At 57.6% G+C, this 26687-nt stretch carries 22 protein-coding genes; 9 read left to right on the top strand and 13 right to left on the bottom strand.

Going from position 1 to position 26687, the window contains the following annotated elements:
* Positions 1 to 8: 8 nt before the first annotated feature.
* The 3 genes from AC0J4F_RS04015 to AC0J4F_RS04005 are packed head-to-tail and all read right to left on the bottom strand — an operon-like array spanning position 9 to position 4329.
* On the bottom strand, positions 9 to 1670 hold the full coding sequence (locus tag AC0J4F_RS04015) for a CRTAC1 family protein (RefSeq protein WP_473025476.1): 1662 nt from the start codon (positions 1668 to 1670) through the stop codon (positions 9 to 11).
* Entirely contained in the window at positions 1667 to 3091 is a 1425-nt protein-coding gene (locus AC0J4F_RS04010; RefSeq protein ID WP_133949457.1) for a di-heme oxidoredictase family protein, read from the bottom strand. Before AC0J4F_RS04010 ends, AC0J4F_RS04015 begins: the two co-directional genes overlap by 4 nt.
* Complete coding sequence (locus AC0J4F_RS04005; protein ID WP_209002366.1) at positions 3088 to 4329, bottom strand: ROK family protein; 1242 nt, start codon at positions 4327 to 4329, stop codon at positions 3088 to 3090. The genes AC0J4F_RS04010 and AC0J4F_RS04005 overlap by 4 nt, the downstream gene beginning before the upstream one ends.
* Before the next feature lie 268 nt (positions 4330 to 4597).
* Between AC0J4F_RS04005 and xylF the strand changes: the two genes are divergently transcribed.
* From xylF to xylA, 5 genes are all read left to right on the top strand, one after another.
* Positions 4598 to 5629 (top strand): D-xylose ABC transporter substrate-binding protein, encoded by a 1032-nt coding sequence (xylF, locus tag AC0J4F_RS04000; protein ID WP_055673696.1) that lies wholly within the window; start codon positions 4598 to 4600, stop codon positions 5627 to 5629.
* A 128-nt stretch (positions 5630 to 5757) separates the two neighbouring features.
* Complete coding sequence (locus tag AC0J4F_RS03995) at positions 5758 to 7047, top strand: sugar ABC transporter permease (protein WP_133949455.1); 1290 nt, start codon at positions 5758 to 5760, stop codon at positions 7045 to 7047.
* Between the two features lie 23 nt (positions 7048 to 7070).
* Positions 7071 to 7838 carry an ATP-binding cassette domain-containing protein gene (locus AC0J4F_RS03990; protein ID WP_008197073.1) on the top strand — a complete coding sequence of 256 codons (768 nt, stop codon included), beginning with the start codon at positions 7071 to 7073 and terminating at the stop codon, positions 7836 to 7838.
* Positions 7839 to 7981: 143 nt separating this feature from the next.
* A complete protein-coding gene (gene xylB, locus AC0J4F_RS03985) occupies positions 7982 to 9433 on the top strand; it encodes a xylulokinase (RefSeq protein ID WP_473025475.1) in 1452 nt (483 codons plus the stop codon).
* Positions 9434 to 9446: 13 nt separating this feature from the next.
* A complete protein-coding gene (gene xylA, locus AC0J4F_RS03980; protein ID WP_473025474.1) occupies positions 9447 to 10766 on the top strand; it encodes a xylose isomerase in 1320 nt (439 codons plus the stop codon).
* A 93-nt stretch (positions 10767 to 10859) separates the two neighbouring features.
* Here the strand turns inward: xylA and AC0J4F_RS03975 are convergent, their stop codons facing one another.
* The 3 genes from AC0J4F_RS03975 to AC0J4F_RS03965 form a co-directional block, all read right to left on the bottom strand.
* Positions 10860 to 11006 carry a DUF2256 domain-containing protein gene (locus tag AC0J4F_RS03975; protein ID WP_133949449.1) on the bottom strand — a complete coding sequence of 49 codons (147 nt, stop codon included), beginning with the start codon at positions 11004 to 11006 and terminating at the stop codon, positions 10860 to 10862.
* Positions 11003 to 12562 (bottom strand): FAD-binding domain-containing protein, encoded by a 1560-nt coding sequence (locus tag AC0J4F_RS03970; RefSeq protein WP_473025473.1) that lies wholly within the window; start codon positions 12560 to 12562, stop codon positions 11003 to 11005. Before AC0J4F_RS03970 ends, AC0J4F_RS03975 begins: the two co-directional genes overlap by 4 nt.
* Before the next feature lie 66 nt (positions 12563 to 12628).
* Positions 12629 to 13138: an MmcB family DNA repair protein gene (locus AC0J4F_RS03965; RefSeq protein WP_473025472.1), complete on the bottom strand. Its 510-nt coding sequence runs from the start codon at positions 13136 to 13138 to the stop codon at positions 12629 to 12631.
* Between the two features lie 141 nt (positions 13139 to 13279).
* Between AC0J4F_RS03965 and AC0J4F_RS03960 the strand changes: the two genes are divergently transcribed.
* Positions 13280 to 13768 (top strand): hypothetical protein, encoded by a 489-nt coding sequence (locus AC0J4F_RS03960; RefSeq protein WP_473025471.1) that lies wholly within the window; start codon positions 13280 to 13282, stop codon positions 13766 to 13768.
* Between the two features lie 25 nt (positions 13769 to 13793).
* Here AC0J4F_RS03960 and AC0J4F_RS03955 read toward each other — a convergent pair whose 3' ends face one another.
* The 5 genes from AC0J4F_RS03955 to AC0J4F_RS03935 form a co-directional block, all read right to left on the bottom strand.
* Positions 13794 to 15578, bottom strand: coding sequence for a SulP family inorganic anion transporter (locus AC0J4F_RS03955; protein ID WP_473025470.1), 1785 nt, complete (start codon positions 15576 to 15578; stop codon positions 13794 to 13796).
* 131 nt (positions 15579 to 15709) lie between these two features.
* Positions 15710 to 17386: a bifunctional protein tyrosine phosphatase family protein/NAD(P)/FAD-dependent oxidoreductase gene (locus AC0J4F_RS03950; RefSeq protein WP_473025469.1), complete on the bottom strand. Its 1677-nt coding sequence runs from the start codon at positions 17384 to 17386 to the stop codon at positions 15710 to 15712.
* Between the two features lie 25 nt (positions 17387 to 17411).
* Positions 17412 to 18305: an MBL fold metallo-hydrolase gene (locus tag AC0J4F_RS03945; protein ID WP_306147942.1), complete on the bottom strand. Its 894-nt coding sequence runs from the start codon at positions 18303 to 18305 to the stop codon at positions 17412 to 17414.
* A gap of 38 nt (positions 18306 to 18343) precedes the next feature.
* Positions 18344 to 18784 carry a DUF6691 family protein gene (locus AC0J4F_RS03940; protein WP_422019826.1) on the bottom strand — a complete coding sequence of 147 codons (441 nt, stop codon included), beginning with the start codon at positions 18782 to 18784 and terminating at the stop codon, positions 18344 to 18346.
* Positions 18785 to 18786: 2 nt separating this feature from the next.
* Positions 18787 to 19215: a YeeE/YedE family protein gene (locus AC0J4F_RS03935; protein WP_209002365.1), complete on the bottom strand. Its 429-nt coding sequence runs from the start codon at positions 19213 to 19215 to the stop codon at positions 18787 to 18789.
* 159 nt (positions 19216 to 19374) lie between these two features.
* Here AC0J4F_RS03935 and AC0J4F_RS03930 point away from each other — a divergent pair, with 159 nt between their 5' ends.
* Positions 19375 to 20424, top strand: a complete 1050-nt coding sequence (locus tag AC0J4F_RS03930) for a DUF1176 domain-containing protein (RefSeq protein ID WP_473025468.1) — start codon at positions 19375 to 19377, stop codon at positions 20422 to 20424.
* 1 nt (position 20425) lies between these two features.
* On the opposite strand, the gene AC0J4F_RS03925 is transcribed toward AC0J4F_RS03930, so the two are convergent.
* Positions 20426 to 22459, bottom strand: a complete 2034-nt coding sequence (locus AC0J4F_RS03925; protein WP_133949428.1) for a bifunctional DedA family/phosphatase PAP2 family protein — start codon at positions 22457 to 22459, stop codon at positions 20426 to 20428.
* 216 nt (positions 22460 to 22675) lie between these two features.
* Here AC0J4F_RS03925 and pap point away from each other — a divergent pair, with 216 nt between their 5' ends.
* A complete protein-coding gene (gene pap / locus AC0J4F_RS03920; RefSeq protein ID WP_209171994.1) occupies positions 22676 to 24142 on the top strand; it encodes a polyphosphate:AMP phosphotransferase in 1467 nt (488 codons plus the stop codon).
* 49 nt (positions 24143 to 24191) lie between these two features.
* Here pap and AC0J4F_RS03915 read toward each other — a convergent pair whose 3' ends face one another.
* Positions 24192 to 25370 (bottom strand): pyridoxal-phosphate-dependent aminotransferase family protein, encoded by a 1179-nt coding sequence (locus AC0J4F_RS03915; protein ID WP_473025467.1) that lies wholly within the window; start codon positions 25368 to 25370, stop codon positions 24192 to 24194.
* 371 nt (positions 25371 to 25741) lie between these two features.
* Between AC0J4F_RS03915 and AC0J4F_RS03910 the strand changes: the two genes are divergently transcribed.
* Complete coding sequence (locus AC0J4F_RS03910; protein WP_473025466.1) at positions 25742 to 26677, top strand: N-formylglutamate amidohydrolase; 936 nt, start codon at positions 25742 to 25744, stop codon at positions 26675 to 26677.
* The last annotated feature ends 10 nt before the right edge of the window (positions 26678 to 26687 follow it).

The following is a 26687-nucleotide window of genomic DNA, read 5'->3' as shown; positions in this document are numbered from 1 at the left end:
AACGAGGCTCACTCCGGATACCAGAAGCGCGCCTTTTCTGAGCCCCGGTCTATGATGACGTGGGAGTTCGCGAAAACGCGGTAACTGTGGCTCCAATCGCCGTCCGGCCATTTGATTCGAACGTTTGCCCGTTCGGCAACGCCGAGGCCAAAATGAACAAACCCGAGTTGTCCGGAGGCATGCCCCGCGCCGACTTCTATGTCTTTGACGACGGTTCGGTTACCCGTTTTAACGCTTATTTTTGCGCCGACGGCGCGGCTATTCGCCGTGCCGGGCTGGCGGACGTCAATTGAGAGCCAGTTGCCGAGCGGACGCGGTTTATCAGTGGATCCAGCCCCGGCATTGCGGAATAGGCTGACCGGCGCGGACCGGTTCACCACCACGAGATCCAAAAGACCGTCGGAGTTGAAGTCTGCAAGACCGGCTCCCCGGCCACGCCGGTCGAGCGCGATGCCAGAGGCTTCTCCGGTCTCAGCGAACTTGCCGCTCCACTGGCCCAGCAAGAGGTTGTCCGGGTCGAACGCGGCAAAGTCGGGCATCGCCTCGACATTGCCCTTGGCGATAAAGAGATCCCAGAGCCCGTCATTGTTGACGTCCTGGAACTCCGAATGCCAGCCGGTCGAAGGCTTCAGATCATCGCCGGTGTAGGGTCGGTGCGCTGTCACACCAAGATTAAAGGCGATGTCCTGGTAGACGGGCACGGTTTCGTCCGCCTCATCATCCAGTTGTTGAAGCTTGGTGTCGCCCATGCTGGTCAGCGCATATTCCGGGAAGCCATCGACATTTAAATCGATGGAGGCGATGCCCATTCCCCAGATTTTCAAATGCTGCCAACCGTCCGTCTTGCGGTAAGGGCGTGGCGGCCTGCCCGGCGGAACAGCCCAGAGCTGTTCCTGGCCGCCGCGATAGTAATGCCGGTCATTGGAGACGCGCAGGGACGGCTCGCCCGAGCGGTTCCAGTCTGTAAACAAGATCGAGAGGCTGCAATATCCGGGTGACAAGCGGATCGGCTCCGGGTAGCTGACGCCGCCACCCGCAGATACTTCCGGCCGGAAGAGAAAGTTGTCGTGGCATGTCCCCCAGGGCGAGCCGGGCGCCGAGCGATCGACATAGTTTCCGAAGGCGAGGGTCGGGTAGGCGTTGCCATCCTCAAAGGTTGCCGAAAAGGCTGTTGTCCATTCCCGTCCGCCGTCGAAGCCGAGCGCGCGGTTGGCAACGTCGAAGGTGCAGTCGCCCTTGCCTTTCAGGATCAGGTTTTCGCCCAGTCTCAAGAGAACAAGATCGAGGATGTCATCGTTATCGACATCCAGCGGATAGGCGCCGAGCACCTTGGAGAGCTGCTTGTCGTTTGGCCCGTAATCCGAAACCGTTTCGAAATTGAGTTTTCCGCCCGTGAGGCTTTGGTTGCGGTAAAGCTTGGCCGGGTTTTTGCCGCCCGCCAGAAACATGTCGGGACGGCGATCGCCGTTGCAGTCAAAAATCGCAACCCCGCCGCCGACGAAATACTCCCATGCCCCGTCGTAGGTATGTGTAACGCCAGCATTTGCGGCTTCTTCGACAAAAGAGGGGACAGGGGCGTGCGAGGTCTGACCGTTTGCCAAGGCGGGGCTTGTCAGAGCTGCGCAGAGACCGGTGATGCAGATGCGAAATCCTAAAGAGTCAAAGATCATTCGGTGATCTCCAGGCTTCGCAGGAAGGCGATGATGGACTGGTGGCCACTTTCATCGAGACTGGCATAGGCCTTGCGGCTGTCGGCGGCATCCCCGCCATGGGCAAGGATCACCTCGTTCAAGGTCGTCAGGTCGCCGCGATGCCCATAAGGCGCCGTACTTCCGATCCCCCAGAGTTCTGCCGTGATGAAGACATCCCGTGCCACGAACCGCTGCGCCAGGAGCTCGTTGCCGAGTGTGTCATTGGCCGGATCAGCGATCTTGTGGCGTTTCAGGTCGCCGAAGAGCGGGACCAGAACGCGCCCGCTGTCATCCCTTGGCAGGGTTTTCACCCACTCCAGTGTTGCCAGATCGAGGGCGAGCGGCTGGTCCACATCGCTTTGACGCAAGGTGCCTGCTGTGTCGAATGGACCCGGATCTTGAAAGACCAGACTGTCGAGTGGCAAGGCCGGGACATGGCAGGAGGTACAGCCAATCTCGTCAAAGATCAGTTCACCTCGTGCAGCGGCTTTTTCCCAGATTTCCGGCATGTCCTGTTTTCTGCCAGGCGGTGGCAGGGTTGCCTGCCAGGCAACGAGGGCCGAGATTTGCCCATCGCTGAATTCGTGCGCGAACCCGTCTGCATCGAAATCATCTGTGCCGGTCCAGCGGGCACCGAATCGTTCATTGGCCTGAATGCCGTGATGATCATTCATCGCGTTGACGGTGAATTGGCGCAGTGATGCAAAGACACCTTTTTGACCGAAGGGCCGAAGAGTCAGATCGTCGTCAATTCCGTCCAATTCAGACACATCGAGAATTCCGTCCGGATGTGCGGTGAGACGCCCAAACGAAATTCCCTTGGTCTCCAGATCCACCGTTGCGGTGGAACCGGTCGTCCTGGCGTCTTGAAGGACTTTGCGGCGCTGGGCGCGCAGATCCGTCGTCATTTCCCGGGCGAGCAACTCGATCAGGCCCGCGCCCTGCAAGGCGTTGGTGTTGCGCTCATTCGAAAACTGCGGGTCGATCGTGTCGAAGTCCGCGCTTTCAAATCCTTCGGACACGAAGACATTGACGGCAAAGGATCCTGCACCGCCCATGACCGGTTCATTATGGCAAGAAGCGCAAGCGTTGGCGTCCGGACCCGCCAGCCGCTGAAAAGTGAGATGAGACTGCCGCCGGACTTTCGTTGGCACGATGGCACCGGTGGCATCCGGCCGGCCGGCTCCGTCGAGGCTGGTGAACTTTGCTTCAAAAAGCGTTTCGCCAAGCGGCTGCAGCACAGGTATTGGATCTTTTCCGGACTCCGCCAGAGCGTTGAGATCCACATCTTCCAGGATGGTTCGTTCGCTCCACGGGGGCAGCGTTTCATCAGCGAGCCCGTGTGCGGGGAAAGCCGCCAGAGCCGCAATGCCGATCAGGAGAGAATTGCGCCGGGTCATGAAGCTTCCCGCCTTGGCGTTTTCACTTGCGCTCCCAGAAAATCCTTATCGAGCCGTTCCATCGATTGGGCCACCAGACCTGTCCTGATGAAGTCTTCGTTCCAAGGCATCACATCAAGTGTGAAGTTGTTGCGCAAGTCCTCGACAAGCGCATCTTTCAAGCCTTCCCACACGCCTTTTTCCATGAACGTGTAGGCCCGCATCGCAGCGCCTGTCAGCACGATGCGTTTCGGGTCGATCAGCGCAATCACTCTGGCGAGCCCGTATCCGAGAACGCGCCCGGCCTGGTGAAATGCCTTTCGGGCGTTTTCATCGCCTGCGTCTGCAGTTTGAATCAGTTTTTCAAGACCTTCGACGCCCGCCTTAATATCCGCCGGGTCTGTGTCTTCAGGCAGCTGTGATGCGGATCGCACCAGCGCATAATCGGAAAGATAGGCTTCAAGGCACCCTTTCTTTCCGCACCGGCACAAAGCGCCGTCCGGAATGTGATTGGCATGTCCGAATTCTGCAGCTGTGCCGCTGGCACCGGAAAACAAATGGTTGTCGAGGTAAAGGCCCATACCGACGCCATAATCGAGCATGATCACCGCGAACGTCCCGCTGTACCGCTCCGGATCCGACCAGTGCAGGGCCTCGGTGATCATATTGGTGTCGTTGGAGATATAGCAGTCTGCGCCAAAGGCCTGATGCAAGGGGGCAACCACCGGTATCTTGCGGCCCGAGAACGCCGGGCTCCAGGCGACCAGGCCCGCTTCGGTTTCCACAACGCCTTGTGCTGCCACACCAATTTCCTGGACTTGCGCCTCGGAAATACCAGCATCTGCAATGAATTGGCGGATGGCAGAAATCAGGACCGGAGGAAAACTGTCTGCATCGGCGGTGGCGCTGTCGTATTGCGTTCTCAAGCTCGATGCGATCGTGCCGGCAAAATCAACGAGCGAGAGATCCATCGTGTTCACGGAGAGGCGGATACAGACCGTGTAGGCGGCTTCCGGATTGAGCCGTAAAAGCGTTCGCGGACGCCCACGGGCCTGATGCGATTTCGGTTCATCGCTCTCCACGCTGATGATCAGTTTCTGATCGAGCAGATCGGAGGTGATTGCCGTGACGGTGGCTGGGCTCAGCCGCGTTATTTTACCCAGATCAATCCGGGCTGTTGGACCATTCCGCCGAAGTGCCTGTAGAACAATACTTCTATTCTGCCGCCGGATCTGATCCCGGTCCGCCTTGCGTGTCATGATGTTTGCGCTCGCTCCCAAATCATTTTCTTACGCCGCGTTTTCCGGGCTTTTTGGCGATTTTTTCTTCGAAGTCCTCTCTTCGAAGTCAAAGTTTCGCAAAACCATGTTGACAGGAGCCGCGCTTTAGAGCAACTTTTTTTCGGGGTCCAAAAAAAATAACAATAAGGCTGTCCCATTTTTTACCGGATCCGGTCCGGCCACAAACAAACGTGTTTCAGGTGCTGTGCTTCGACATCATGCGGCACCGATGGGAGGAATGATAACGATGCGCAAGTTCACCACATTGCTGGCGGGCGCCCTTGTGTCCGCAACTGCTCTGACCGCTGCCCACGCTGAAGACATCGTGGTCGGTGTCAGCTGGTCCAATTTCCAGGAAGAGCGTTGGAAAACTGATGAAGCCGCGATCAAGTCCGCGCTGGACGCTGCGGGCGCGAAATACATCTCCGCTGACGCTCAGAGCTCATCTGCCAAGCAGCTATCCGACGTTGAGGCATTGATCGCGCAGGGCGCAAACGCTTTGATCATCCTTGCCCAGGACGCACAGGCAATTGGCCCGGCGGTCCAGGCTGCAGCTGATGAAGGCATTCCGGTTGTCGGTTACGACCGTTTGATCGAGGATCCGCGGGCGTTCTACCTAACCTTCGACAACGTTGAAGTTGGCCGTATGCAGGCTGCTGCCGTCCTGGCTGTGCAGCCGAAGGGCAACTACGTGATGATCAAGGGCTCCCCGACCGATCCGAACGCAGACTTCTTGCGCGGTGGTCAGCAGGAAGTTCTTCAAGCAGCAATCGACAGCGGCGACATCAAGATCGTTGGTGAAGCTTACACCGATGGCTGGTTGCCGGCGAATGCTCAGCGCAACATGGAGCAGATCCTGACCGCCAACGACAACAACGTTGATGCGGTGGTTGCGTCCAACGACGGCACCGCGGGTGGTGCAGTTGCTGCACTGACTGCACAAGGCATGGAAGGCACCCCGGTTTCCGGTCAGGATGGCGATCATGCTGCCTTGAACCGCGTTGCACGCGGCACGCAGACCGTGTCCGTTTGGAAAGATGCGCGGGATCTTGGCAAGGCCGCCGGTGAAATCGCAGTTGCACTCGCCAACGGCGGTGAGATGTCTTCGGTGGACGGCGCAAGCAGCTGGACTTCACCGGGCGGCACCGAGCTGACTGCGAAGTTCCTGGCTCCGATGCCGATCACCAAGGACAACCTGACTGCTGTTGTTGATGCCGGCTGGATCTCCAAGGACGATCTGTGCCAGGGCGTCGAAAACGGCCCGGCTCCTTGTAACTAAGAAAAACAACGAAACGGTCCGGGCTCTGAGCCCGGACCGCATGATCGGGGCGCCGGAGAGGTCAGTCCCCATGGGCTGGCCACCCGGCTTTTGAAAAAGCAAATGGTCTCCAAGCAGGAGTAACCGCAATGTCCGATACGGCACTGTCCGGCTCTAAGAGCCCGACGGCACGAAACTTCTTTACCGCGTTGCAGCTGGATACGCGCCTTTTGGGCATGATTGGCGCGTTCATCGTCCTGTGCCTGGTGTTCAATGTGTTCACTGAAGGCCGGTTCCTAACCCCGCGCAACATCTTCAATCTGACGATCCAGACCGTCTCCGTTGCGATCATGGCAACAGGCATGGTCTTCGTAATCGTCACACGCCACATCGACTTGTCGGTTGGCTCGGTGCTCGCCACTGTTGCAGCTGTGATGGCAGTGGTCCAGACGGATATCCTCCCGCAATTCATGGGGCTCGGACACCCGGTAATCTGGGTGCTGGCCATCCTGTCCGGTGTTTTCGTCGGAGTGATCATTGGCGGTTTCCAGGGCTGGATGATCGGCTATCTTGGCATTCCTGCCTTTATCGTCACCCTTGGCGGGCTTCTCGTCTGGCGGAACGTTGCCTGGTTCATTACCTCCGGTCAAACGATCGGGCCGCTCGACGACACCTTCACGATGATTGGTGGCATCGGCGGTACGATGGGCGAAACCGGGTCCTGGATCTTCGGCATACTGGCCGTCGCTGCCGCCCTTTGGCTTCAGATCGCATCGCGCCGCCGCAAGTCCTCGCATGGGTTCCCGGTCAAACCGGTGTGGGCGGAAGTCACCATGGGCGTAATCACGACGGCTGCAATTCTCGGGTTTGTTGCGATCTTGAACGCATACGACATCCCGAAAGCCCGGTTGCGCCGGATGTTTGAGGCATCTGGCGAGACACTGCCGGAAGGCCTAACCATGGGCTATGGTATTCCGTATTCCGTCGTCCTTCTCATTATTGTGGCTGTGGTCATGACCGTTGTTGCCCGGCGCACACGTCTCGGCCGCTACATCTTCGCGACCGGCGGCAATCCGGATGCAGCGGAACTTTCCGGCATCAACACACGATTCTTGACGGTCAAGGTGTTTGCCATCATGGGCGGCCTCAGTGCTCTGGCCGCAGCCGTCGCCGCAGCCCGCCTCGGGTTCTCCACCAACGACATCGGCACGCTTGACGAACTCCGCGTCATTGCAGCCGCGGTTATCGGCGGTACGGCGCTGGCCGGTGGTGTCGGTACGATCTACGGCGCAATTCTCGGTGCCTTGATCATGCAGTCACTGCAATCGGGCATGGCGATGGTTGGTGTCGATGCTCCGCTTCAGAATATTGTTGTTGGTACGGTGCTTGTGCTCGCCGTTCTGGTCGACATCATCTACCGCAAGCGCACGGGAGAGTAACAATGACCGCCCCTCTCGTAGAAATGAAAGACATGTGCATCTCCTTTGGCGGGGTGCGCGCAGTGGACCATGTCTCCGTTGATCTTTTTCCCGGTGAAGTGGTCGGTCTTCTGGGCCACAATGGTGCCGGCAAGTCGACGCTGATCAAAATCCTGTCCGGGGCCTACAAGGCCGACAGCGGTGAGATCCGCATCAACGGCAATGAAGTGCATATTCATTCGCCGCGTGATGCGCGTGCTCAAAACATTGAAACCATCTACCAGACGCTTGCGCTGGCAGACAATCTCGATGCCGCGTCGAACCTGTTTCTCGGCCGGGAGCTCACCTCGCCGCTCGGGTTTGTCGACGACGATGCCATGGAGGCGGAAACCCGCAAGATCATGGGCCGGCTCAACCCGAACTTTAAAAAGTTCCATGCGCCGGTGAAAGCCCTGTCTGGTGGTCAGCGTCAGTCCGTTGCGATTGCCCGGGCCGTTTACTTCAACGCCAAGATCCTGATCATGGATGAGCCGACGGCGGCGCTCGGGGTGCATGAAACCCAGATGGTGGCTGAGCTCATTCAGGAGCTGAAGAAGCAGGGCCTCGGTATCTTCCTGATTAGCCACGACATCCACGATGTTTTCCAGTTGTGTGACCGGATTGCCGTCATGAAGAACGGTCAGCTGGTCGGGACGGCCAAGACCGGGGATGTCACCGATGATGATGTTCTCGGCATGATCATCCTGGGCAAATGTCCTCCAGGCGCAACTCCCGGACCTGGCGCAATTGTTGACGACACGGTCGTCGGATAGACTTTTTGGCCCGCGCCATGGTGCGGGCCATCCCTCGAATTGACCGCAATCATTGTTTGGGTCAGTTCGGACGATGTGCCAATGCCGGGCCTCAAGGTTGAGGCTTCGGCATTCTTTTGAAACCAAAATGAGGAACGCACCTCATGTTTATTGGCCTTGATATTGGTACCAGTTCGGTCAAAGCGATCTTGCTCGATGAAAATCAGGTCCTTGTGGCGTCCGCAACGGCGGAGTTGACGGTCGGACGTCCGCACCCAGGCTGGTCTGAACAGGATCCGGAGAGCTGGTGGACCGCCTGCGAAACGGTCCTCGACAGTTTGAAGCAGCAAGTGCCTTCAAAGTTGGCCGCCGTGAGAGGCATCGGATTGTCCGGTCACATGCATGGGGCGACGCTGCTGGATGCAGACGGCAAGCCATTACGGCCTTGCATCTTGTGGAATGACAGCCGGTCCGCAAAACAATGCGCGGATCTTGAAGCGGTAGAACCGAAGTTCCTGAGCCTTGGCGGCAACCGGGTGATGCCGGGTTTCACTGCCCCAAAGTTGCAGTGGGTGCGTGAGAACGAGCCGGAAGTCTTTGCAAAGACGGCCATGGTTCTGCTGCCCAAGGACTATGTGCGTTTTAAACTCACCGGGATCTATGCCGGGGACATGTCCGACAGCGCCGGAACGCTCTGGATGGATGTGGCAAAGCGCGACTGGAGCGACGAGCTTTTGGCCGCCACAGGTTTGAACCGCCAGAACATGCCGCGCCTCGTGGAAGGGGCGGACGTCTCAGGTGAAGTGACATCAGATCTGTGCGCCCGCTGGGGATTTGACAAGGCTCCGGTTGTTGCCGGCGGCGGCGGCGACAACGCCGCATCCGCCTGCGGGGTCGGAGCGGTGGAGCCGGGTTCCGGGTTTGTTTCGCTTGGCACGTCCGGGGTGCTTTTTGTCACCAATGATCGCTTCTCGCCCAATGTGGAAAATGCTGTCCATGCCTTTTGTCATGCCGTGCCAAACACCTGGCACCAGATGGGCGTGATCCTGTCGGCGACCGACAGTCTCAACTGGCTGGCAAGTCGGCTGAAGAAAACCCCGGGGGAGTTGACGGCGGCGCTTGGGAGCGCGGCTGGGCCGTCAGATGTGTCTTTCCTTCCGTACCTCGGCGGCGAGCGGACGCCCCACAATGATGTGGCGATCCGGGCAGGGTTCGCCGGGATTTCCCACGAGACGGGCGATGCAGAGCTGACCCATGCCGTTCTGGATGGGGTGGCCTTTGCCTTGAAAGACTGCCTCGTAGCGTTGACCGCTGCCGGCACGAAAGTTGACCGTCTGCTGGCTGTTGGCGGCGGATCCAGATCTGAGGTCTGGCTGGAGATCATCGCGAGCCTCTTGGAAGTGCCGATCGATGTCCCAATCGACGGCGATTTCGGAGCCTCTCTTGGGGCTGCGCGCCTGGGTCAAGCTGCGGCTCTCGGTTCCACCGAGGGTGTCTTCATCAAGCCAGCGCTTCGAACCACCATTGATCCCAACCCAACCCTTATTCCCGCTTATGCCGATGCTTATCAGCGCTGGCAAAAACTGTATCCGGCATTCAAGCAGGCCGGTTTTTAAAGGAGATACTTTCATGAGCACTGGTTTTTTCGGCGATCTGCAGCCGATCCAATTCGCCGGACCCGACAGCCGCGATCCGCTGACCTACCGCCACTACAACAAAGACGAAGTCGTCTTTGGAAAACGGATGGAAGATCACCTGCGGCTTGCCGTATGTTACTGGCACAATTTCTGCTGGCCGGGCTCTGATCCTTTTGGTGGCGAGACCTTCAACCGCACCTGGATGGCAGCTGGCGGCGACCCGATGGAACAGGCAAAGCTCAAGGCCGATGTGGCTTTTGAGATGTTCCAGATCCTCGGAATGCCGTTTTTCACCTTCCATGACCGCGACATTGCGCCGGAAGGCAAAACGCTGGCGGAAAGCAATGCCAATGTGAATGCGATTGCCGACATCTTTGAAAGTAAGATGGCCAAGACCGGCGTGAAACTTCTTTGGGGAACAGCCAACATGTTCTCCAACCGCCGGTACATGTCCGGCGCTGCGACCAATCCGAACCCGGATGTCTTTGCCTATGCGGCAGCCCAGGTCAAAAACGCCATGGATGTCACCCAACGCCTGGGCGGGGCGAACTATGTTCTATGGGGCGGGCGCGAGGGGTATGAGACCCTGCTGAACACCAACATCAAACAGGAACTGGACCAGCTTGGCCGCTTCCTCAATATGGTGGTCGAATACAAGCACAAGATCGGTTTCAAAGGCGCGATCCTGATTGAACCCAAACCGCAAGAGCCGTCCAAGCACCAGTACGACTATGATGTTGCAACCGTTTACGGCTTCCTGAAAGCTTACGGCCTTGAACACGAGGTCAAAATGAACATCGAACAGGGCCACGCAATCCTTGCTGGCCATTCGTTCGAGCATGAGCTGCACATGGCCCGGTCATTGGGTATTTTCGGGTCCGTTGACATGAACCGGAACGATTACCAGTGCGGTTGGGACACCGATCATTTCGGCATGAATGTACCGGAGCTGGCGCTGGCCTATTATGAGATCCTGATGGCGGGTGGCTTCACGACCGGCGGCACAAACTTTGACGCCAAATTGCGGCGCCAATCCCTCGACCCGGTTGATCTGATTCAGGCACATGTGGGTTCGGCGGACGCTATTGCGCGTGGCCTCAAGGCGGCGGCTGCCATGATCGAAGATGGCCGTATGAAAGGTTTTGTCGAGGATCGCTATGCTGGCTGGAAGAAGCCGGAGAACCAGGAGGTTCTGAAGGGAGGGAGCTCTCTTGAAGCGCTTGCCGAACGGGTACATGCCCGGGATCTTGAGCCGCAACCTGTGTCCGGCAAACAGGAATATCTGGAGAGCCTTGCAAACCTTTTTGTCTGAATTTCCAGACGACGTTTGGGTCCCGGCCTTGAGCCGGGACCCAACCCGCCATGATCCCGGCTCAGGGCCGGGAAAGCGTTCAAGGAATGAGTGTCACATTTTCTTCCGCTCGCGCTTGCAGCGCTCGGAACAAAATTTAACCTCATCCCAGTCCCGCGCCCATTTCTTGCGCCAGGCAAATGGCCGCCCGCAGGCCGCGCAGATTTTCTGTGGCAGATCGCCTTTGCGGCGCATTTTCATGTCGCATCCCCAAAAAGATCGGCCTGATCCGAATTGGCAGCGGCTTTCCGGGTGCGGCGGCGGGGTTTCTCCTGCCCGCGCATCGGGATCCCGCTCTTGCGGCTGCCATGTTTGGTCTGGATCCCGGAGGCTTCCGATCGAAATGCTTGTCCCTTGCGCACGGCCCAGACCTTGTCCCGTGCCTCCTTGGCAGCCGACAGATACTCGACAACGGGGAACGGATAGGTCTTGCCGAGAACCTTTCCGGCGTTCTCCGCTTTCCAGGGTTCATGAATATGGGCCGGATCGATGTCTTTGAGTTCCGGGACCCAGCGTTTGACGAACACACCGTCCGGATCCTGATCCTTGCCTTGTTTCACCGGATTGTAGATCCGAATCGTGTTGATCCCGGTGGTGCCCGACTGCATCTGGATCTGCGACCAGTGAATGCCCGGTTCATAGTCGGTGAAGAGGCGTGCCAGATGCAGGCCGGGTTGGCGCCAGTCGAGCCAAAGGTGATAGCTCGCAACTGCTGTCAGCATGGCCCGCATTCTGAAATTCATCCAACCGGTCGCGGTCAGCGCGCGCATGCAGGCATCGACAAAGGGCAGTCCGGTTTCACCGCGTTGCCAGGCTTGAAGCCGCTCCGCATCGGGCGTTGAAGGCCGCAAGCCGTCATAGGCGCGATGCAGGTTTTTAAATTCGAGGCGCGGCTCGTCCTCAAGCTTCTGCATGAAATGGCAGTGCCAGTGCAAACGGCCTGAAAAGGAGCGCATTGCCCCCTGCCATGTGCTGCGGCCTTTGAAATCTGTCTGCTTTAACTCTGCTTGCCGCGCCCATGTCGCCTGCGCCACTTCCCGCATGGAGACTGTTCCGAAGGTGAGGTAAGGCGACATGCGCGAACAGGCTTCAAATGCTTTCACCGGTGTGGCCATGGCCGCACGGTAGGGTTTTCCGCGGGCGAACAAGAAACTTTCCAGAGTTTCCATAGCTGCCACGCGCCCCCCAATCTGCCGATCCGGGCAGGGATCCGCGGCAAGCCCGAGGTCTGCGGCTTTCGGTAGCGGATCTGAAGACAAGCCGGAAAGGGGTTTGAGTTCGGGTGGGTCAATCGGTTGCTCCGCCATAAACTGATCCCATTGCCCGGCCCAGCCATTGCGCGATTTTATCCGCCGGATAACGCCAGTCTGGCGGCACTCCGTCCAAGGGACAGCATTGGCCCGGCACCAGGCAGCAACCTCTTTGTCCCGCTGATACGTCCAGCCGTTGCCGGTTTCTTCGTGGGACCAGAGACTGGCGATCCGATAACGCTTGGAAAGAGACGTCAGCACATCGGTCACCGAGCCGGTGCAAAGCATCAACGGCTGTCCAAGGCGCGAAAGCTCCTGGTTCAGCTCCTGCAACGATTCAGACAAAAACGCATAGTGGCGGGCCGACATATCCTGCAGGCGCCACAGGTCCGGCTCAATAACGTAAAGCGGCAGAACAGGGCCCTGCAGGCTCGCACGTTTGAGCGGCTCGTGATCGAAAACACGCAGATCTTTCTTGAACCAGACGATGTGGATTGGTTCTGACACGGGTACCCAGGTGATTTGTTTCTGGAGTTATACGTGGCAACAGAATGCTGGATTTGTAGCGCTAGCCTAAAGACCGTCGTTAAGGTGGCGGACCTCCGGATCGACAAGAGCGTGCAGCCTGTGTGCCGTATGCTGGGCAAAACGCAACGTGACGGCTTTTCGAGTTGCAGCAGCAACCTTGTGTTCGGGTGCATCGCGCAAGATCTCTGCGCCGTATCCATCAGAGATGATCAGACCAGCTTCTTCAGGAAAGATGTCCAACGGAACATCTGGATGGGTAGCGAAGAAGAACCGGTCGCAGTGTTGACGATAGTCCGGCCATTTGTGGTCGGCGCGAAAGTCGGCCACCGACGATTTCACTTCAATAATCCAAAGTTCGTGTTTCGGGCCAAGGGCCAACAGGTCTGCCCGGCGTGCGGAAGCCAACGTGACTTCCGCAGCGCAGGCAAACTTGCGTTGCCGCATCAGCCGCGCCGCGCCGCGCCATACCTTCAGTGCTGTTTCCGATTGCCGCCCGTCCGTGAGCGGATTATCGAGCTCTATTCGGCTGCCTTCTGAACGAATATCGGTTTTCATTCCACTTTTGTTCCATTTATGTTCGAAAAATGCAAGCAGCGGAATCGCAGAAGTTGACGTGGCAAACGAAAACTGTCTCCATCATGCTTGCGAAGGGAGCTGCGCGGACGGAGGAACAGCTCTTTAGGAGGGGAAGTGGTTATGAACCGTTGGGTGATCGCTGCATGTTTTTGTGCTGCCGCAGCTGTGGCAGCCGCGCCGGCCATAGCTGGCAAGGGCGATCTCAAAAGGTCTGTTCCACGCTCTGCACCGTTGCTTAAGGGCAAGACCCTGGACCTGAGATTTGCAGATTTCGCGCAAGGCATCTGGGTGCGTGATTTGAGCAATTGTCCGGCACCCCGGATCGACCGCAATGACCCCGGCGCTGCCATTGCGATTTACCGCGGGCTTTTGGAAACGCCGAGCCGCATATGTCAGGTCTATGGGGCTGAAAAGGACAAGCAGTTCACCCAACGTGCGGCGATCAATTGCCTCTTGAATGATGGCGGTGAGGCCATCGAGCTCGTGACCGTACAGCCGCGTGGCACCAATGGACTCATCGTGCAGGAGGGCGAGCGGGCTCCGGTGCATTTCCGGTTCTGTGAAGCCATTCAGCCCGTCCTGCAGTCGGCCCAAAACAACGACAACTGATCGGACAAGATCGAAGAAACTTGGTTCAGATTTCCGGTCCGGCCCAAACATCGGACCGAGCGGCTTTCTTTGGAGTGCGCGATTCTGAAATATGCGCCGTTAGAGGATCCAGCGTGACCAGCGCATCATATTGGCTGAGGAACACTTGGCCCGTTAGATGATCAAGGAAATCCGTCCGTTTCAGCCGGTCCATCACAGGCCCCTTGACCTCGGACAGATGAAAGGAAACGCCGGAATCGAACAGCCGGTGATTGATTTCTTCCAGACTTTCGAGCGCGCTGGCGTCAATTTCATTCACCGCCGGGCACATCAGCACAACGTGCTCGATATTCGGGCGGTCGGCGACTAGAGCGTAGATTTTGTCTTCCAGGAACCGGCTGTTGGCAAAGAACAGGCTTTCATCGACCCGCAAGGTCAGGACCCGCTCTCCGGTCACGACCTTGTGCCGATCGATATTGCGGAAATGCTCCGTGCCGGGCACCACGCCAACGATGGCCATATGCGGCCGGCTGTTCCGGTAAAGATAAAGCGCGATGGATAGCCCGACCCCGGCGACAACGCCCTGTTCCACGCCGAAAAACAGTGTGATCAGGATGGTTGCCGCCATCGCGGTGAAATCGCTTTTCGAGTAGGCGAATGTCCGCTTTACGGCACCGAAATCGACCAGCGACAGCACGGCAACAATGATCGTCGCAGCCAATGTCGCCTGCGGGAGGTGGGTGAGGAGCGGCGTTAAGAAAAGCGTGGCGAGCGCAATGCCGACGGCGGTATAGGCGCCGGCCGCCGGCGTGGCCGCGCCTGCATCGAAATTGACCACAGACCGCGCAAAACCTCCGGTGACCGGATAACCGCCTGACAGCGCGGAGGCGATGTTCGATGTGCCAAGACCAATGAGCTCCTGATCCGGTTCGATCCTTTGGCGTTTCTTGGCCGCGAGGGTCTGTGCGACGGACACGGATTCCACAAAGCCGATCACGGATATCAAAAGCGCTGGGCCCGCCAGCGCCAGCCACAACTCGCTGTCGAAACTGGGTAATTGCGGCATGGGCAGGCCGGATGGGATATCACCGACGATCCGGACGCCCTTGTCGCCAAGGGAGAACACTGCCGAGGCGAGTGTCGTCACAGCGACAGCCGCGACGGGACCGGCTTTGGTCAGGATATCGGCGAAAAACGGTTTGAAACCGAGGCCGAGCAGCAGTCTTTTCAGACCCTTGCGCACCCAGAACAGGAACGCGGTCGCGCCAGCGCCAATGATAAGTGTGATCCAGTTCACCTCATCGAGATGCGCGGCGATCGAAAGCAGGATCTCGTAAAGCGTATGACCGTGGGCTGGAACGCCCAGAATATGTTTCAACTGACTGGAGGCAATCAAAAGCCCTGATGCAGTGATGAAACCGGAGATCACCGGGTGGCTCAAAAGATTTGCAAGGAACCCGAGCCGGAACAGACCCATAATGACCAGCATCAATCCGGAAATGAAGGCAAGGGCAATCGCAGCGCCGAGATATTCGGGGGTCCCTTGAGCCGCGAATTGACCGACGGCAGATGCCGTCATCAGAGAAACAACGGCAACCGGACCCACGGCGAGCGCCCGGCTGGTGCCGAATACGGCATAGGCCACCAGCGGCGCGATCGATGCATAAAGTCCGACTTCCGGCGGCAGTCCTGCCAGCAAGGCGTAGGCAAGCGATTGTGGAATGAGCATGATGGTGACAATGACCGCAGCGACCAGATCGCTGGTTGCTGTCGTCTTGTCGTAGGTTTTGCCCCATTCAAGGATGGGGAAGTAACGCTTCAATCCGCTCATTTTCTGCCTGATGGTATCAAGAACTCTGGCGTGGTCATGCCACATCGCCGGGAAGACTGCATAAAGAAATCGAGCCGGTTTCCCGGCTCGAAAGAGAGTTAGGGGCAAGCCTTTGTGGAAGGCTCTTTTATCTAGGCTGCCGTGACTTTTTCCGGTCTGGCCATCCACTCCTTACCGCGCAGCATGGCGCGCCAATAAATCGGAGGGAGAATCCGTTCCTTCAAAAGCCACGCGGTCCGCGTTGGCTTGGTCCCGTCCACCAGCCAACGCGGGAAGCTCGGCAACAGCGTTCCGCCATAGCCGAATTCTGCAAGAACTATCTTTCCGCGCTCAACGGTGAGCGGACAGGAGCCATAGCCGTCGTATTGCGCCGTTGCGCTGTGACCGTTGATGTCTGAGATTATGTTTTCCGCCACCACGGGTGCCTGCTTGCGCGCTGCTGCCGCGGTCTTCGCATTGGGCGCATTCATCACATCGCCAAGCGACCAGATGTTGTCATAGGTCTTGTGACGTAAGGTCGCCTGATCCACGTCGACCCAGCCGGCAGCATCGGCCAGCGGCGAGACGCGAATAAAGTCCGGTGCCGTCTGCGGTGGCGTTACATGGATCATGTTGAACTCAACATCGACCTGAAGCGGATCCGTCCCAGGTTCTTTGATCTCAAACCGGGCTTTCCTGGCGGGGCCATCGATCGAGATCAGATTGTGGAAGAAATTAAGGGTCGCATCGTAGCGCGCTACATAGTCCATGAGGGCGGGGACATAGTCCTTCACGCCAAAGAGGACCCCGCCAGCATTCATGAACTGGATGTCGATGTTGTCGATGCGCCTTGATTTAGTCCAGTGGTCCCCCGAAAGGTACATCGCCTTTTGAGGGGCGCCCGCACACTTGATCGGCATTGGCGGCTGGGTGAACACGGCCCGGCCTGACGTCATCTCCTGCACCAGTTTCCAGGTGTAGGGCGCAAGGTCATACCGGTAGTTGGATGTCACGCCGTTTTTGCCGAGCGTGTCGACGAGACCTTCAATGCCGTGCCAATCCAGTTTCAACCCCGGGCAGACCACAAGCCGGTCGTATTTCACCACGCGGCAACCATCCAGAATGACCGCATTGTCCTTCGGCTCAAATGCTGCAACGGCAGATTTCAGCCAGTGAACGGCTGCGGGGATCAGCGAAGCCATGGTTTTAGCCGTGTCGGAGGCATCAAAAATGCCGCCACCGACCATGGTCCAGCCCGGCTGGTAGTAATGTACATCGGCCGGGTCGATTACGGCGATATCGAGATCATCGTCCCGGGACAGCAGGCTGGACGCAACCGATATCCCTGCAGCTCCTCCGCCGACGATGACGACATCAAAACGGGCATCTTCCGCAGTTTCCGTCGGTGTCCGCCCGCCATTTGCGATCCGGCGGACAACACCTGCCATGTCGTAACCAGCGGCTTTGGTTTTTGTCAGAATACCGGCGACCGGCAAGGTATTTGCCTGAGACAGAGACCAAAGCGTTGCCGAGCGGGTCCCGGTCCGGCAGTAGGCAAGAACCGGTTTCGGCAGCAAGGCCAGATGCGCGCCAAAGGCATCGGCATCTTCATCCTGCACCTTGCCGGCCGTAATCGGCTGGTACCGGACTTCAAGGCCGAATTTCTTGGCCGCAGCCTCGATTTCCTCAAATGTCGGCTGGTCGGCGGCTTCTCCATCCGGCCGGTTGCAGATGATTGACCGGAACCCTTGCTGTGCAATGTCCGGCACGTCCTCCGGCATGATCTGCGGGCAAACCGAAATCTGCTTGTCTATGGATGCCACCTGCATGGCCGCCGCCTCCCGTTTTTGTCAATCAGAGCCCGTTAACCGGCACTTTCAGGAATGTTTTTCCGCTCTCATCAGCGGGCGGCAATTTTCCGGCGCGCATGTTCACTTGAAGGGACGGAATGATGAGCTTTGGCATATCCAACTGGGCGTCACGCTCGGTCCGGAAACGGACGAACTCTTCCCGTGTCTTGCCGCCGCCGACGTGAATATTGTGCGCTTTTTCATCGCCGACCGTGGTTTCCCAGGCGATGTCCCGGCCGTTCGGGCCATAATCGTGGCACATGAACAGGCGCATATCATCCGGAAGGGCGAGAACCTTCTGGATGGAATCATAGAGTGTACCGGCGTCCCCGCCCGGAAAGTCTGCGCGCGCAGATCCGCCATCCGGCATGAACAAGGTGTCGCCCGCAAACGCCGCATCGCCCATGACATGCACCATGCAGGCCGGTGTGTGGCCGGGTGTATACATGGCAAAGGCGGTCATTTCGCCGATCTGATACGTGTCGCCATCCTTGAACAGGCGATCGAACTGGCTGCCGTCACGCTGGAATTCGGTGCCCTCGTTGAAAACCTTGCCGAAGGTTTCCTGAACAACTGTAATCTGTTCACCGATGCCGAGCTTGCCGCCCAGCTTTTCCTGAATGTACGGCGCGCCGGACAGGTGATCGGCATGAACATGCGTTTCAATCAGCCATTCAAGATCCAGATCTTTATCCTGAATGTAGGCGATGATTTCATCGGCATGGTCGTATGTGATGCGGCCGGCCGCGTAGTCGATGTCCATCACACTGTCGACGACCGCGCAGGCGTTTGACGCCGGATCCTTGACCACATAGCTGATCGTGTTTGTGGCTGGGTCAAAAAACGCTTTGACCTCTGGAATAATGGCCATATCGACCGGATAGTTCGAGGAACTCATTGTGTGTCTCCCGTTGTCTGGCTTCGCCAGTTCTGTTCTCAGGCTTGGGCCGGACTGGGGCGTGACCCCAGTGTTGTGATCCAGCGCGCCACCAAAACTCCTGCGACAATCGCTGCACCTGTCAGCAATGGACCGCTCAGTCCAAGGCCGAGGACCGGAACCAGTCCGCCTGGGCAGAAGCCGCTCATGCCCCAACCTATGCCGAAGATAGCCGATCCGCCGATCAGTTTCATATCCAGATCGGTTTTTGTCGGCAGCGAAAACTCGGCGGCCAGGACCGGAGAGTTCATGCGGAAAGCGAGCCGGTATCCAATTGCGGCAACCGTCAGGGCGCCGCCCATGACGAAGGCCAGGCTCGGATCCCACGTCCCCGCAACATCGAAAAAGTTCAGAACCTTGGCCGGATTGCCCATCCCGGAAATCAAAATGCCTGTCCCGAAAACAAGGCCAATCGCGAATGCTGAAAGAAGCCGGATCATGATTAACCTCCAAACACGTGACGGATGAGGAAAACGGTGATGCCGCCGGTTGCCATGAAGGTCATGGTCGCAACGATAGAACGGGCGGACAGGCGGGACATTCCGCAAACGCCGTGTCCGCTGGTGCAGCCCGAGCCGAGCGTGGTCCCGACACCGGTTAGGAACCCTCCGGCAAGCAAAAGCGCAGGCGAAGATGGGATGCTGATTTCTGGCAGTTGCCCGGTAGCGCCAAGCAGAACCAGCGGGCTGGCGACCATGCCGGCGATAAAGGCTGCGCGCCACGCCCAGTCGGAATTGATGTTTAGGCTCAGCAGCCCGCCGACAATGCCATTGATCCCGGCAATGCGGCCATGAACAGCCATAAGGGCGACGGCGGCAAGTCCAATCAGCAGGCCGCCTGAGAAGCTGAGTATGGGTGTGAATTCGGTCATGGGGATCCTCATTACGTTATTTTCGAATATATGAATATAAGACAAAAGATGCAAGCGGTGAATTCAGAGACTGCCCTGAGTATCCTAAGGGAAAGCGCGTGCTGGCCAAAGGGCGGAAAATCCGGCATGGTCAGATGAAATCTGAGCGTCGGAGGGGCTATGAAAACGCAAAACTTGTTGGCTGTATTGGTGTTTTCCACGTTCGCGTGTCTTCAATCGTTGCAAGCCTATGCAGATGAGGATGCCTACAAACTGCCATTGAAGCTTTTCGGCAAAGACGAAATTGTCGGTGGAATTTCTCCGTGTCATTTGTCGTTCTGGCAGCAGAACCGCGACCCTGAGACAGACGATTATGCGTATCTGTTCCATGCCAACCAGGAGAGCGATGGTTTCACGGGTCCAGGATTGGTGGAGATCGGAGACAAGTTCTACAGCGTAAACGAGCTCGTCTATGGCGGCGAACCCATCGAAGGCCATGGCACTCAATATCTGTTTGCAAGCGATGACCGGGATATAAAAGTCCAGATCGAACTTCTCGAAGTCACGTTCCGAAATGACGCCTTTTATTTCGACAAGGCCAAGGTCACTGTCATCCAGAAGGGCAAACTGCCTTTCACGGCGAATGCCAAAGGGGTCAGCGGTTGCCCGAAAACCGCATCGCAACCACAGACGGCCTCAGCCAGCCCGGACTTGCCTGCAGGTATTCCGATCGGTTACGAGCGATACTTGGCACATATGTCCGAAATCCCGGCTGTTTTGCGCCAGCAAATGCGCGATTACGCGAGCGAAGCCTGCGACATCGATGGCCAGTTTGCCTGGTCGGGCGCGCGTTATTTGATCAACGATTATTATCTGATGTGGCAAATCCCTTGCTTTCAAGGTGCCTATCAGGGTTCCGGTGTCTTTGCAGTAACTCAGAACCCGCCGCAAGACTGGGGTGAGTTATTGACCTTGCCAAATCCCCCGGGGTTGGAGGGCTATCAGAACTATTCAGCGATGAATGCCAAGGTGTTGGGATCGTCCGGTCATATTGAAACCACCGAGTTTGGCCGGGGCGCGGGAGACTGCGGCGTCTATCAGGTGTTTCGCCTGATCGATGGGCCAGGCGAAGTCCTTGAGTTGGAACTTATAGAGTATCGGGAGAAGATCGACTGTGACGGCAATGCGCCTGAACCCAAAACCTGGCCTTTGGCCTACCGGGCGCAATAACTCAGTCTGCAGCCGGAGTTGAAAGGCCGGGAGGTTCGGGCAGACGCGCCAGCACAACATGCGAAAGGTTCGCGCGCTGCCGGGTCTCTGCACCTGGTATGAGACGGGCCGGATTGACTTCAACACCAGGAAGCTCCCGGTCCATTTTAGGACCGGAGAACTCACCCATAGGCCTCAGAATGTCCTCGTGGACGACGCTGCCAAGATAAAGGGGCTCCAGCGTCCCACCTTCGAGAACTTCGTATCGGCTTGGCCATAGCCGCATGACCCAGCGTCCGCCCTCCGCGCCATCGGCATCGTTGCGGATCAGGACCAGGTCCGGTTGGCGGCCGTTCTGGCTACGCGGCAGAATCGGCAGAGAGTCTGGCGGCGTTTCGCCTTCCACAAAGCCGCCTGCTGTCGACAGTGACCACTTTGGCGGATGCACCCAGTCGTCTTTCGCCGCAATGTCAGCGAAAGCTTGGAGCGGACCTGCGTATTGAATGACAAGCGGTTCTTCGGTTTCCCCGTCAATTCCGATCCGGTGTGCCGGTAGGCTTTGCCAGGTTCCACCTCTCCAGTCGCTCGCCTGGATGATCTCTTTGTGAATTTGCGGCGCGTAAGTGACCAGCCCAGCATCGAAGGAGCGGGCCACATGCCAGCCACCGAACCCGGCAAGCATCCCGCAAACGATCGCTGTGAGGGTCAAACGCCCGATTTTCTCGTTGTGGATCGGGCCGAAAACGAAGGCGAAGGCGGACACGATGGCCGTGCCGAACAAGAGCCCGGCCAACACATCCGACATCCAGTGCGCACCAAGATAGATCCGCGAGAAACCGATGGTGATGACATAGGCGACAGTGACTGTGAAAATACCCGCTTTTACCCAGCGGCTGCGGTCATGGGCAATCAGAACTGCACAGATACCGAACAGGACGGTGTTGAGCGTTGCATGGCCGCTCGGGAAGCTGAAAGAGTCGGCTCCTGTGTAAAGCTCCATGGGCCGGGAGCGGTGCAGCATCAATTTCAGCAAAGGCACAAAAATGGCCGTGCCGGCAATCGCGATGACAAACCCGATGCCGCGGCGCCAGGCCTTTCGGAAGAACAGATAGGATGCCACGGCAAGCGCAATCGCAGTCACGACGATGCCGTCCCCCAGTGTGGTCATGAAGACCATGATCTTGTCACCGACGGGCGTTCTGAGGCTGTCAAAGAGGTTCAGGATGGCAAGGTCCGCGCGAACCATCGGTTCGTTTGGAGCGACTTCACCAATCAGCCAGAAGAAAGCAGGCATCGTGATGAGGATAAGCACAGTCGAGGCCAGCATTCCCGCAGAGCGGGGGTGAGCCGGATCGAAATTGTGTCCTATCCATTGCGAGATCCGGTCGGGCCGCCGGGCAAACCAGCGTGCGATGGCCGAATGCGCGTTTGGAAACAGGGGCAGAATAATGAGGATCAACCACCGGCCCAGCATGACCGCCAGGAAGATCACCAGGAGAAGCGCGCCCAGAACCAGCGCAAGGCGGCCGCTGATCTGACCGATCGCATGAAGCGCTGACCCGGCAATAACGCCCGGCGCAATGTGCGCCACACTCCAGGCGATTGCGGAGGTGAAGTTGACCACCGAGAACCGGGTGAAATTCATACCGGCCATGCCGGCAATGCCCGGAACCACGGATTTTACACCTGGAACGAAGCGGCCGATAAAGACGCTCTTGCCGCCATGTTGTTTGAAGAACTCCTCGCCGCTTTCGACCACGTTGCGGTACTTGTTCAGCGGCCACATGCTTTTGATCTTGTCTTTGAAGGCCCAGCCAATCCAATAGGAGATCGCATCTCCTGCGGTTGCGCCAAGCGTTGTCCAGATGAGCAGCGGCATCAGATCAAGCTTGCCCAGGCCAACAAGGGTGCCGGCACCCACCAAAACAACAGTGGTTGGAACAAACAATCCGATCAGGAACAATGCCTCGCCCATGGCTGCCAAAAAGCAGATCAACCCGGCTAGCGACGGGTTCTCGGCGATGAAATGCAGGATGGGATCAAGGAAGTCTGTCACGGAAATCCGGCGGTCTCTAAGAAGGTGCTGGCAATGTTATAACCCGGCTCCGTGAAATTCGGATGCGGGCAGGGTTTCATATATGCGCTGATCGCATCCTCCAACAGGGAAAATGCAGTTTCCCTTACCGCATTATGCCTGTCTTCAGCGACGGAGTGGTTTTTTCAGGTTTGCTGTTTCACAATGTGGCTTCATGGTTCGTGACCGGAGGACGCAATGTTCGAATCTGCCCGCATGCCGCAAAAAATGACCAAAAAGTCCTTCAAGAAACTTGAACCGGAACTTCGCGAGGCGCTGTTGGCGGCGCAGCTTCCGGTGATCGAGAAGCAGCAATTTTCCACACTCATCCTGGTTGATGGCCTTGATGGGGCCGGCAAGGGCGAAGCGGTTGCCCGGCTTTATGGCTGGATGGATGCACGGCATCTCGTGTGCAACGCTTATGGCGAACCCATGGATGAGGCCCGGTTGCGCCCGCCCTTGTGGCGTTATTGGCGGGATTTGCCGGCCAAGGGAGAAACCGCGATTGTTTTCGGCAGCTGGTATCAGTCCCTGTTGCGCGACCGCATTTACAAAAAGATCGACGAGGATGCTTTCGAGAAGGGTTTGGTTCGGATCCGGCGTTTTGAGGAGATGCTGGCGAACGAAGACGTTCTCATCCTCAAGTTTTGGTTTGTCCTTCCCAAGGATGTTCAAAAGGAACGCTTGAAGAAGATCGAAAAGAAAAATGCTGGCCGGCATGTCCTGGCAGACTGGGCGGCCTTGAAGCACCATAAGAAAGCCAGTGAAACCGGTGAGAAGATTATTCTGGAAACCAGTATGGGGTTTGCCCCTTGGTTTGTGATCCCCTCGCAAGATCCGGAGTACCGCGACGTAGCTCTTGGGCAGACAGTCGCAAGATCCATGCAGCTCAAGCTTGAAGATGGCGAGCCCACCTCGGTCGCAGCGCCGCCTGTGGTGGGTGGACTGAAGCGGGAAACCGCGGTCGACGCGATCGATTTGACCGAGACACTGGAGAAGACCGAATACGAAGAGCTCAGAAAAAAGTATCAGGACCGGCTCTCCGAACTCTCAGACCGCAAGTCGATGTCGAAGACCGGTGTTGTCCTCGTTTTCCAAGGCAATGATGCGGCTGGCAAAGGCGGCGCCATCCGGCGTTTGATCCGGCCGCTAGACCCACGGATCTATAAGGTGCATTCGATTTCGGCGCCAACCGATGAAGAAAAGGCACGCCCTTATCTTTGGCGGTTTTGGCGCCGCGTACCGCGAAAAGGACACTTCGCGATTTTTGACCGGTCTTGGTACGAGCGGGTTCTTGTTGAACGTGTGGAGGGTTTTGCCGGTCACGATGACTGGCTGCGCGCTTACAACGAGATCAACGAGTTCGAGCAGGAACTCACAGACTTCGGATACACTGTGTGCAAATTCTGGCTGGCCATTTCCGAAGAGGAACAGCTCCGGCGGTTCAAGGCCCGCGAGGAAACCGTGTACAAGCAGCACAAGATCACTGACGAGGATTGGCGCAACCGTCTTAAATGGGACCAGTACGCCATTGCCGCCGGTGATATGGTCGACCGAACTTCAACCCACTATGCGCCGTGGACGTTGGTTTCTGCAGAAAACAAAAAACACGCGCGGGTCAAGGTTTTGAAGACCATCTGCGACCGTTTGGACGAAGTTCTGTAATCTTGGCCGGGCCCGTTTGGAGCCCGAGCCTGGATTGTTGCGGGGCGCTCTAAAGAGCCCCGGCCAGAGTGTCGATCGCGGCCTGAACGCCGCCCTTTTCATGAGGGATGTCAAGCTTCGCAAGACCGAGCTCGATCGCGGACAGCGTACCGAGCGTCATGACAGCGTTCACGTGACCCATATGAGCAATCCGGATACCTTCATTGGAAAGCTCTCCGATTGTCCCTCCGATGGTGACGCCGCAAACTTCCTTGGTGAAGTCGCGCAGTGGCTCGGGATCCGTATCCTTGAGCCGAACCACCGTGACACTGTCGGAGCGGTGGCGCGGATCTTCGATGTTGAATTCCAGAACACCGCCTTTGGCCCACTGGCTTACGGCCGCCCTGGTCGCATCCGCCAAGAGTTTATGACGGTTCCAAACCTGCTCAAGACCCTCGTCGAACACAAGATCGAGCGCTTTCCGGAACCCGAACAGCAGATGCTCCGGCGGCGTGCCACAGTATTTTTGGTAGTGAACAGGGCCTTGCCGGAACGTCCAGTCAAAATAGTTGGTTCGAAGATTTGCGGTTTCGTGCGCCTTGTCTGCCTTTGGCCCGGCGGCGACAAAGGAAAGGCCTGGCGGTGACATCAATCCTTTCTGAGATCCGGTCAAGGCGACGTCGATCCCCCATTCATCCATTTCGAAGGGAATACATCCGAGCGATGCGATGGTGTCGACCATGAAAAGGGCAGGGTGCTTGGCGGCATCAATCGCCCCTCGCAGAGCCTGAATGTCATTCCAGACCCCGGAGGCTGTATCAACCTGAACAACGAGGATTGCCTTGATCTCGTGTTCGGTATCCTCCGTCAGACGCGCCTCCAGCTGGTCCGGATCGACCGCTGTGCGCCAAGTCCCGGGCAGAACCTCGACATTCAGATCCAAGAGTTTTGAGGCCTCTCCCCAACCGGCTGCAAACAAACCGGAATGAAGCGCCAGGATCTTGTCACCTCGGTTGAGTGTGTTGGTGAGGGCGGCATCCCAGGCGCCATGTCCGTTGGCCGCGTAGATGTACGTTTTGCCTTCTGTCCGGAAAAGCTGTTTCAGGCCGGAAAGGCAAGCATCTGTGGTTTCCAGCAAGGGGCCTTCATAGATGTCGATCGCTGGCCGATGCATGGCCCTCAAGACTTCTTCAGGGACATTGGTCGGTCCCGGAATCATCAAAAATTCCTTGCCATATCGCAGCGGCATGGCGGCATCCTTTTTAAATGCAGGGGCTAAGCCCCGAATGAGCTGAAATGAGTGCGGCCGGACGGGCCGGGCGGGTCAGTCTTCACAATTGCGCGCCAGAGGCTTTCGGTCAAGAGTGCATGTTTCTTGCTCCAATAGAAGTATAGATGCAAGTTGAGGGCAAAAAAGAGCCTGATGATGAATGAAGGAGGTGAATGTCGAGCTTTTTGTGGCTATTTTGGTCGCGCAGGTGCCAATGTTCATTCGCCGGAAGGGCTGTGATTGCTTCGTAAGACAAATTCAGGGGTTGTTTCTTCGGAATCTGTCTTGTTTCCGTAAAGGAAATTATACAAGCTGGTCTCTGGACGAGATCGTCAACTGGGCGGTGCAGTATGATTGTGGTCGAAGAGGGGGCCAGCCCTCTCGTTTTGTGTTTGCCGCATACCGGTACAGATGTGCCGGCAGTGATCGGAAAACGGCTGAATGCGACTGGTCGGTTGCAGACGGACCTGTCCTGGCGTCTTGAGGACGTCCTGCGGTTATCCTCCGATCTCAATGCAACAATCATCCGCTCAACCATCTCCCGGTATGTCATTGACCTTGATCGCGATTTGGAAACTCCTCTGAGCGCTTCCGAAGACCCGAAGACTGCGCTTTGTCCGGTGACCACCCTCGACGGCAAGCGCATCTATTTGGATGGAGAGGAGCCGGGAGCAACCGAAGTCGAACAACGGGTCCTTTTGTTTGCAAGGCCATTCGAAAAAGCTGTGCAGCAGCAGGTGTCCCGGCTGTCCAGGATGCACCGCAAGGTGATCGTAATCGATTGCCAATCCATGCGATCTCATATCAAGGGCGTGACGGACAAAGGCCTGCCGGTCATCAGTGTTGGCAGTGCAGAAGGGACGGCCTGCGATCCCGATTTGCTGAACTTGATTGTCGGCTCCTTCAAAAGTCAGCAAGGATACACGGTCGGTGTCGATGAAATTATGAAAGGCGGTCATTTGACACGGACCTATGGAAGACCGGAGCGCGGCCTTCACGCCTTGTCACTTTTGATTGCCCAGCGAGCCTATTTGCGCCACGAATCGCCGCCCTTCGAGCCAGACAAGAGCCGGGTGCAGCGCTTGGGGAGCTTGCTTGAGGACACTTTCTCACGGGCCATCGACTGGGCGCGCATGGAGAACAGTCAGTCATTCCAGCCATCGGCTGCTCAAGAACAGGAGGCAACTGTGCCCCCTCCGACGGAAGACGAAGCAGCCAATGACACCCATGGGCCTGCAGGCGAACGCCCTGGCCAGCCGCCCACAATGCTCCAGGTTGCCGAATAGGAACTGGTTG

The organism is Roseibium sp. R5 (assembly GCF_055755305.1).
The sequence above is the reverse complement of the archived record's forward strand: the minus strand, read 5'-3'. Positions and strand labels throughout refer to the sequence as shown.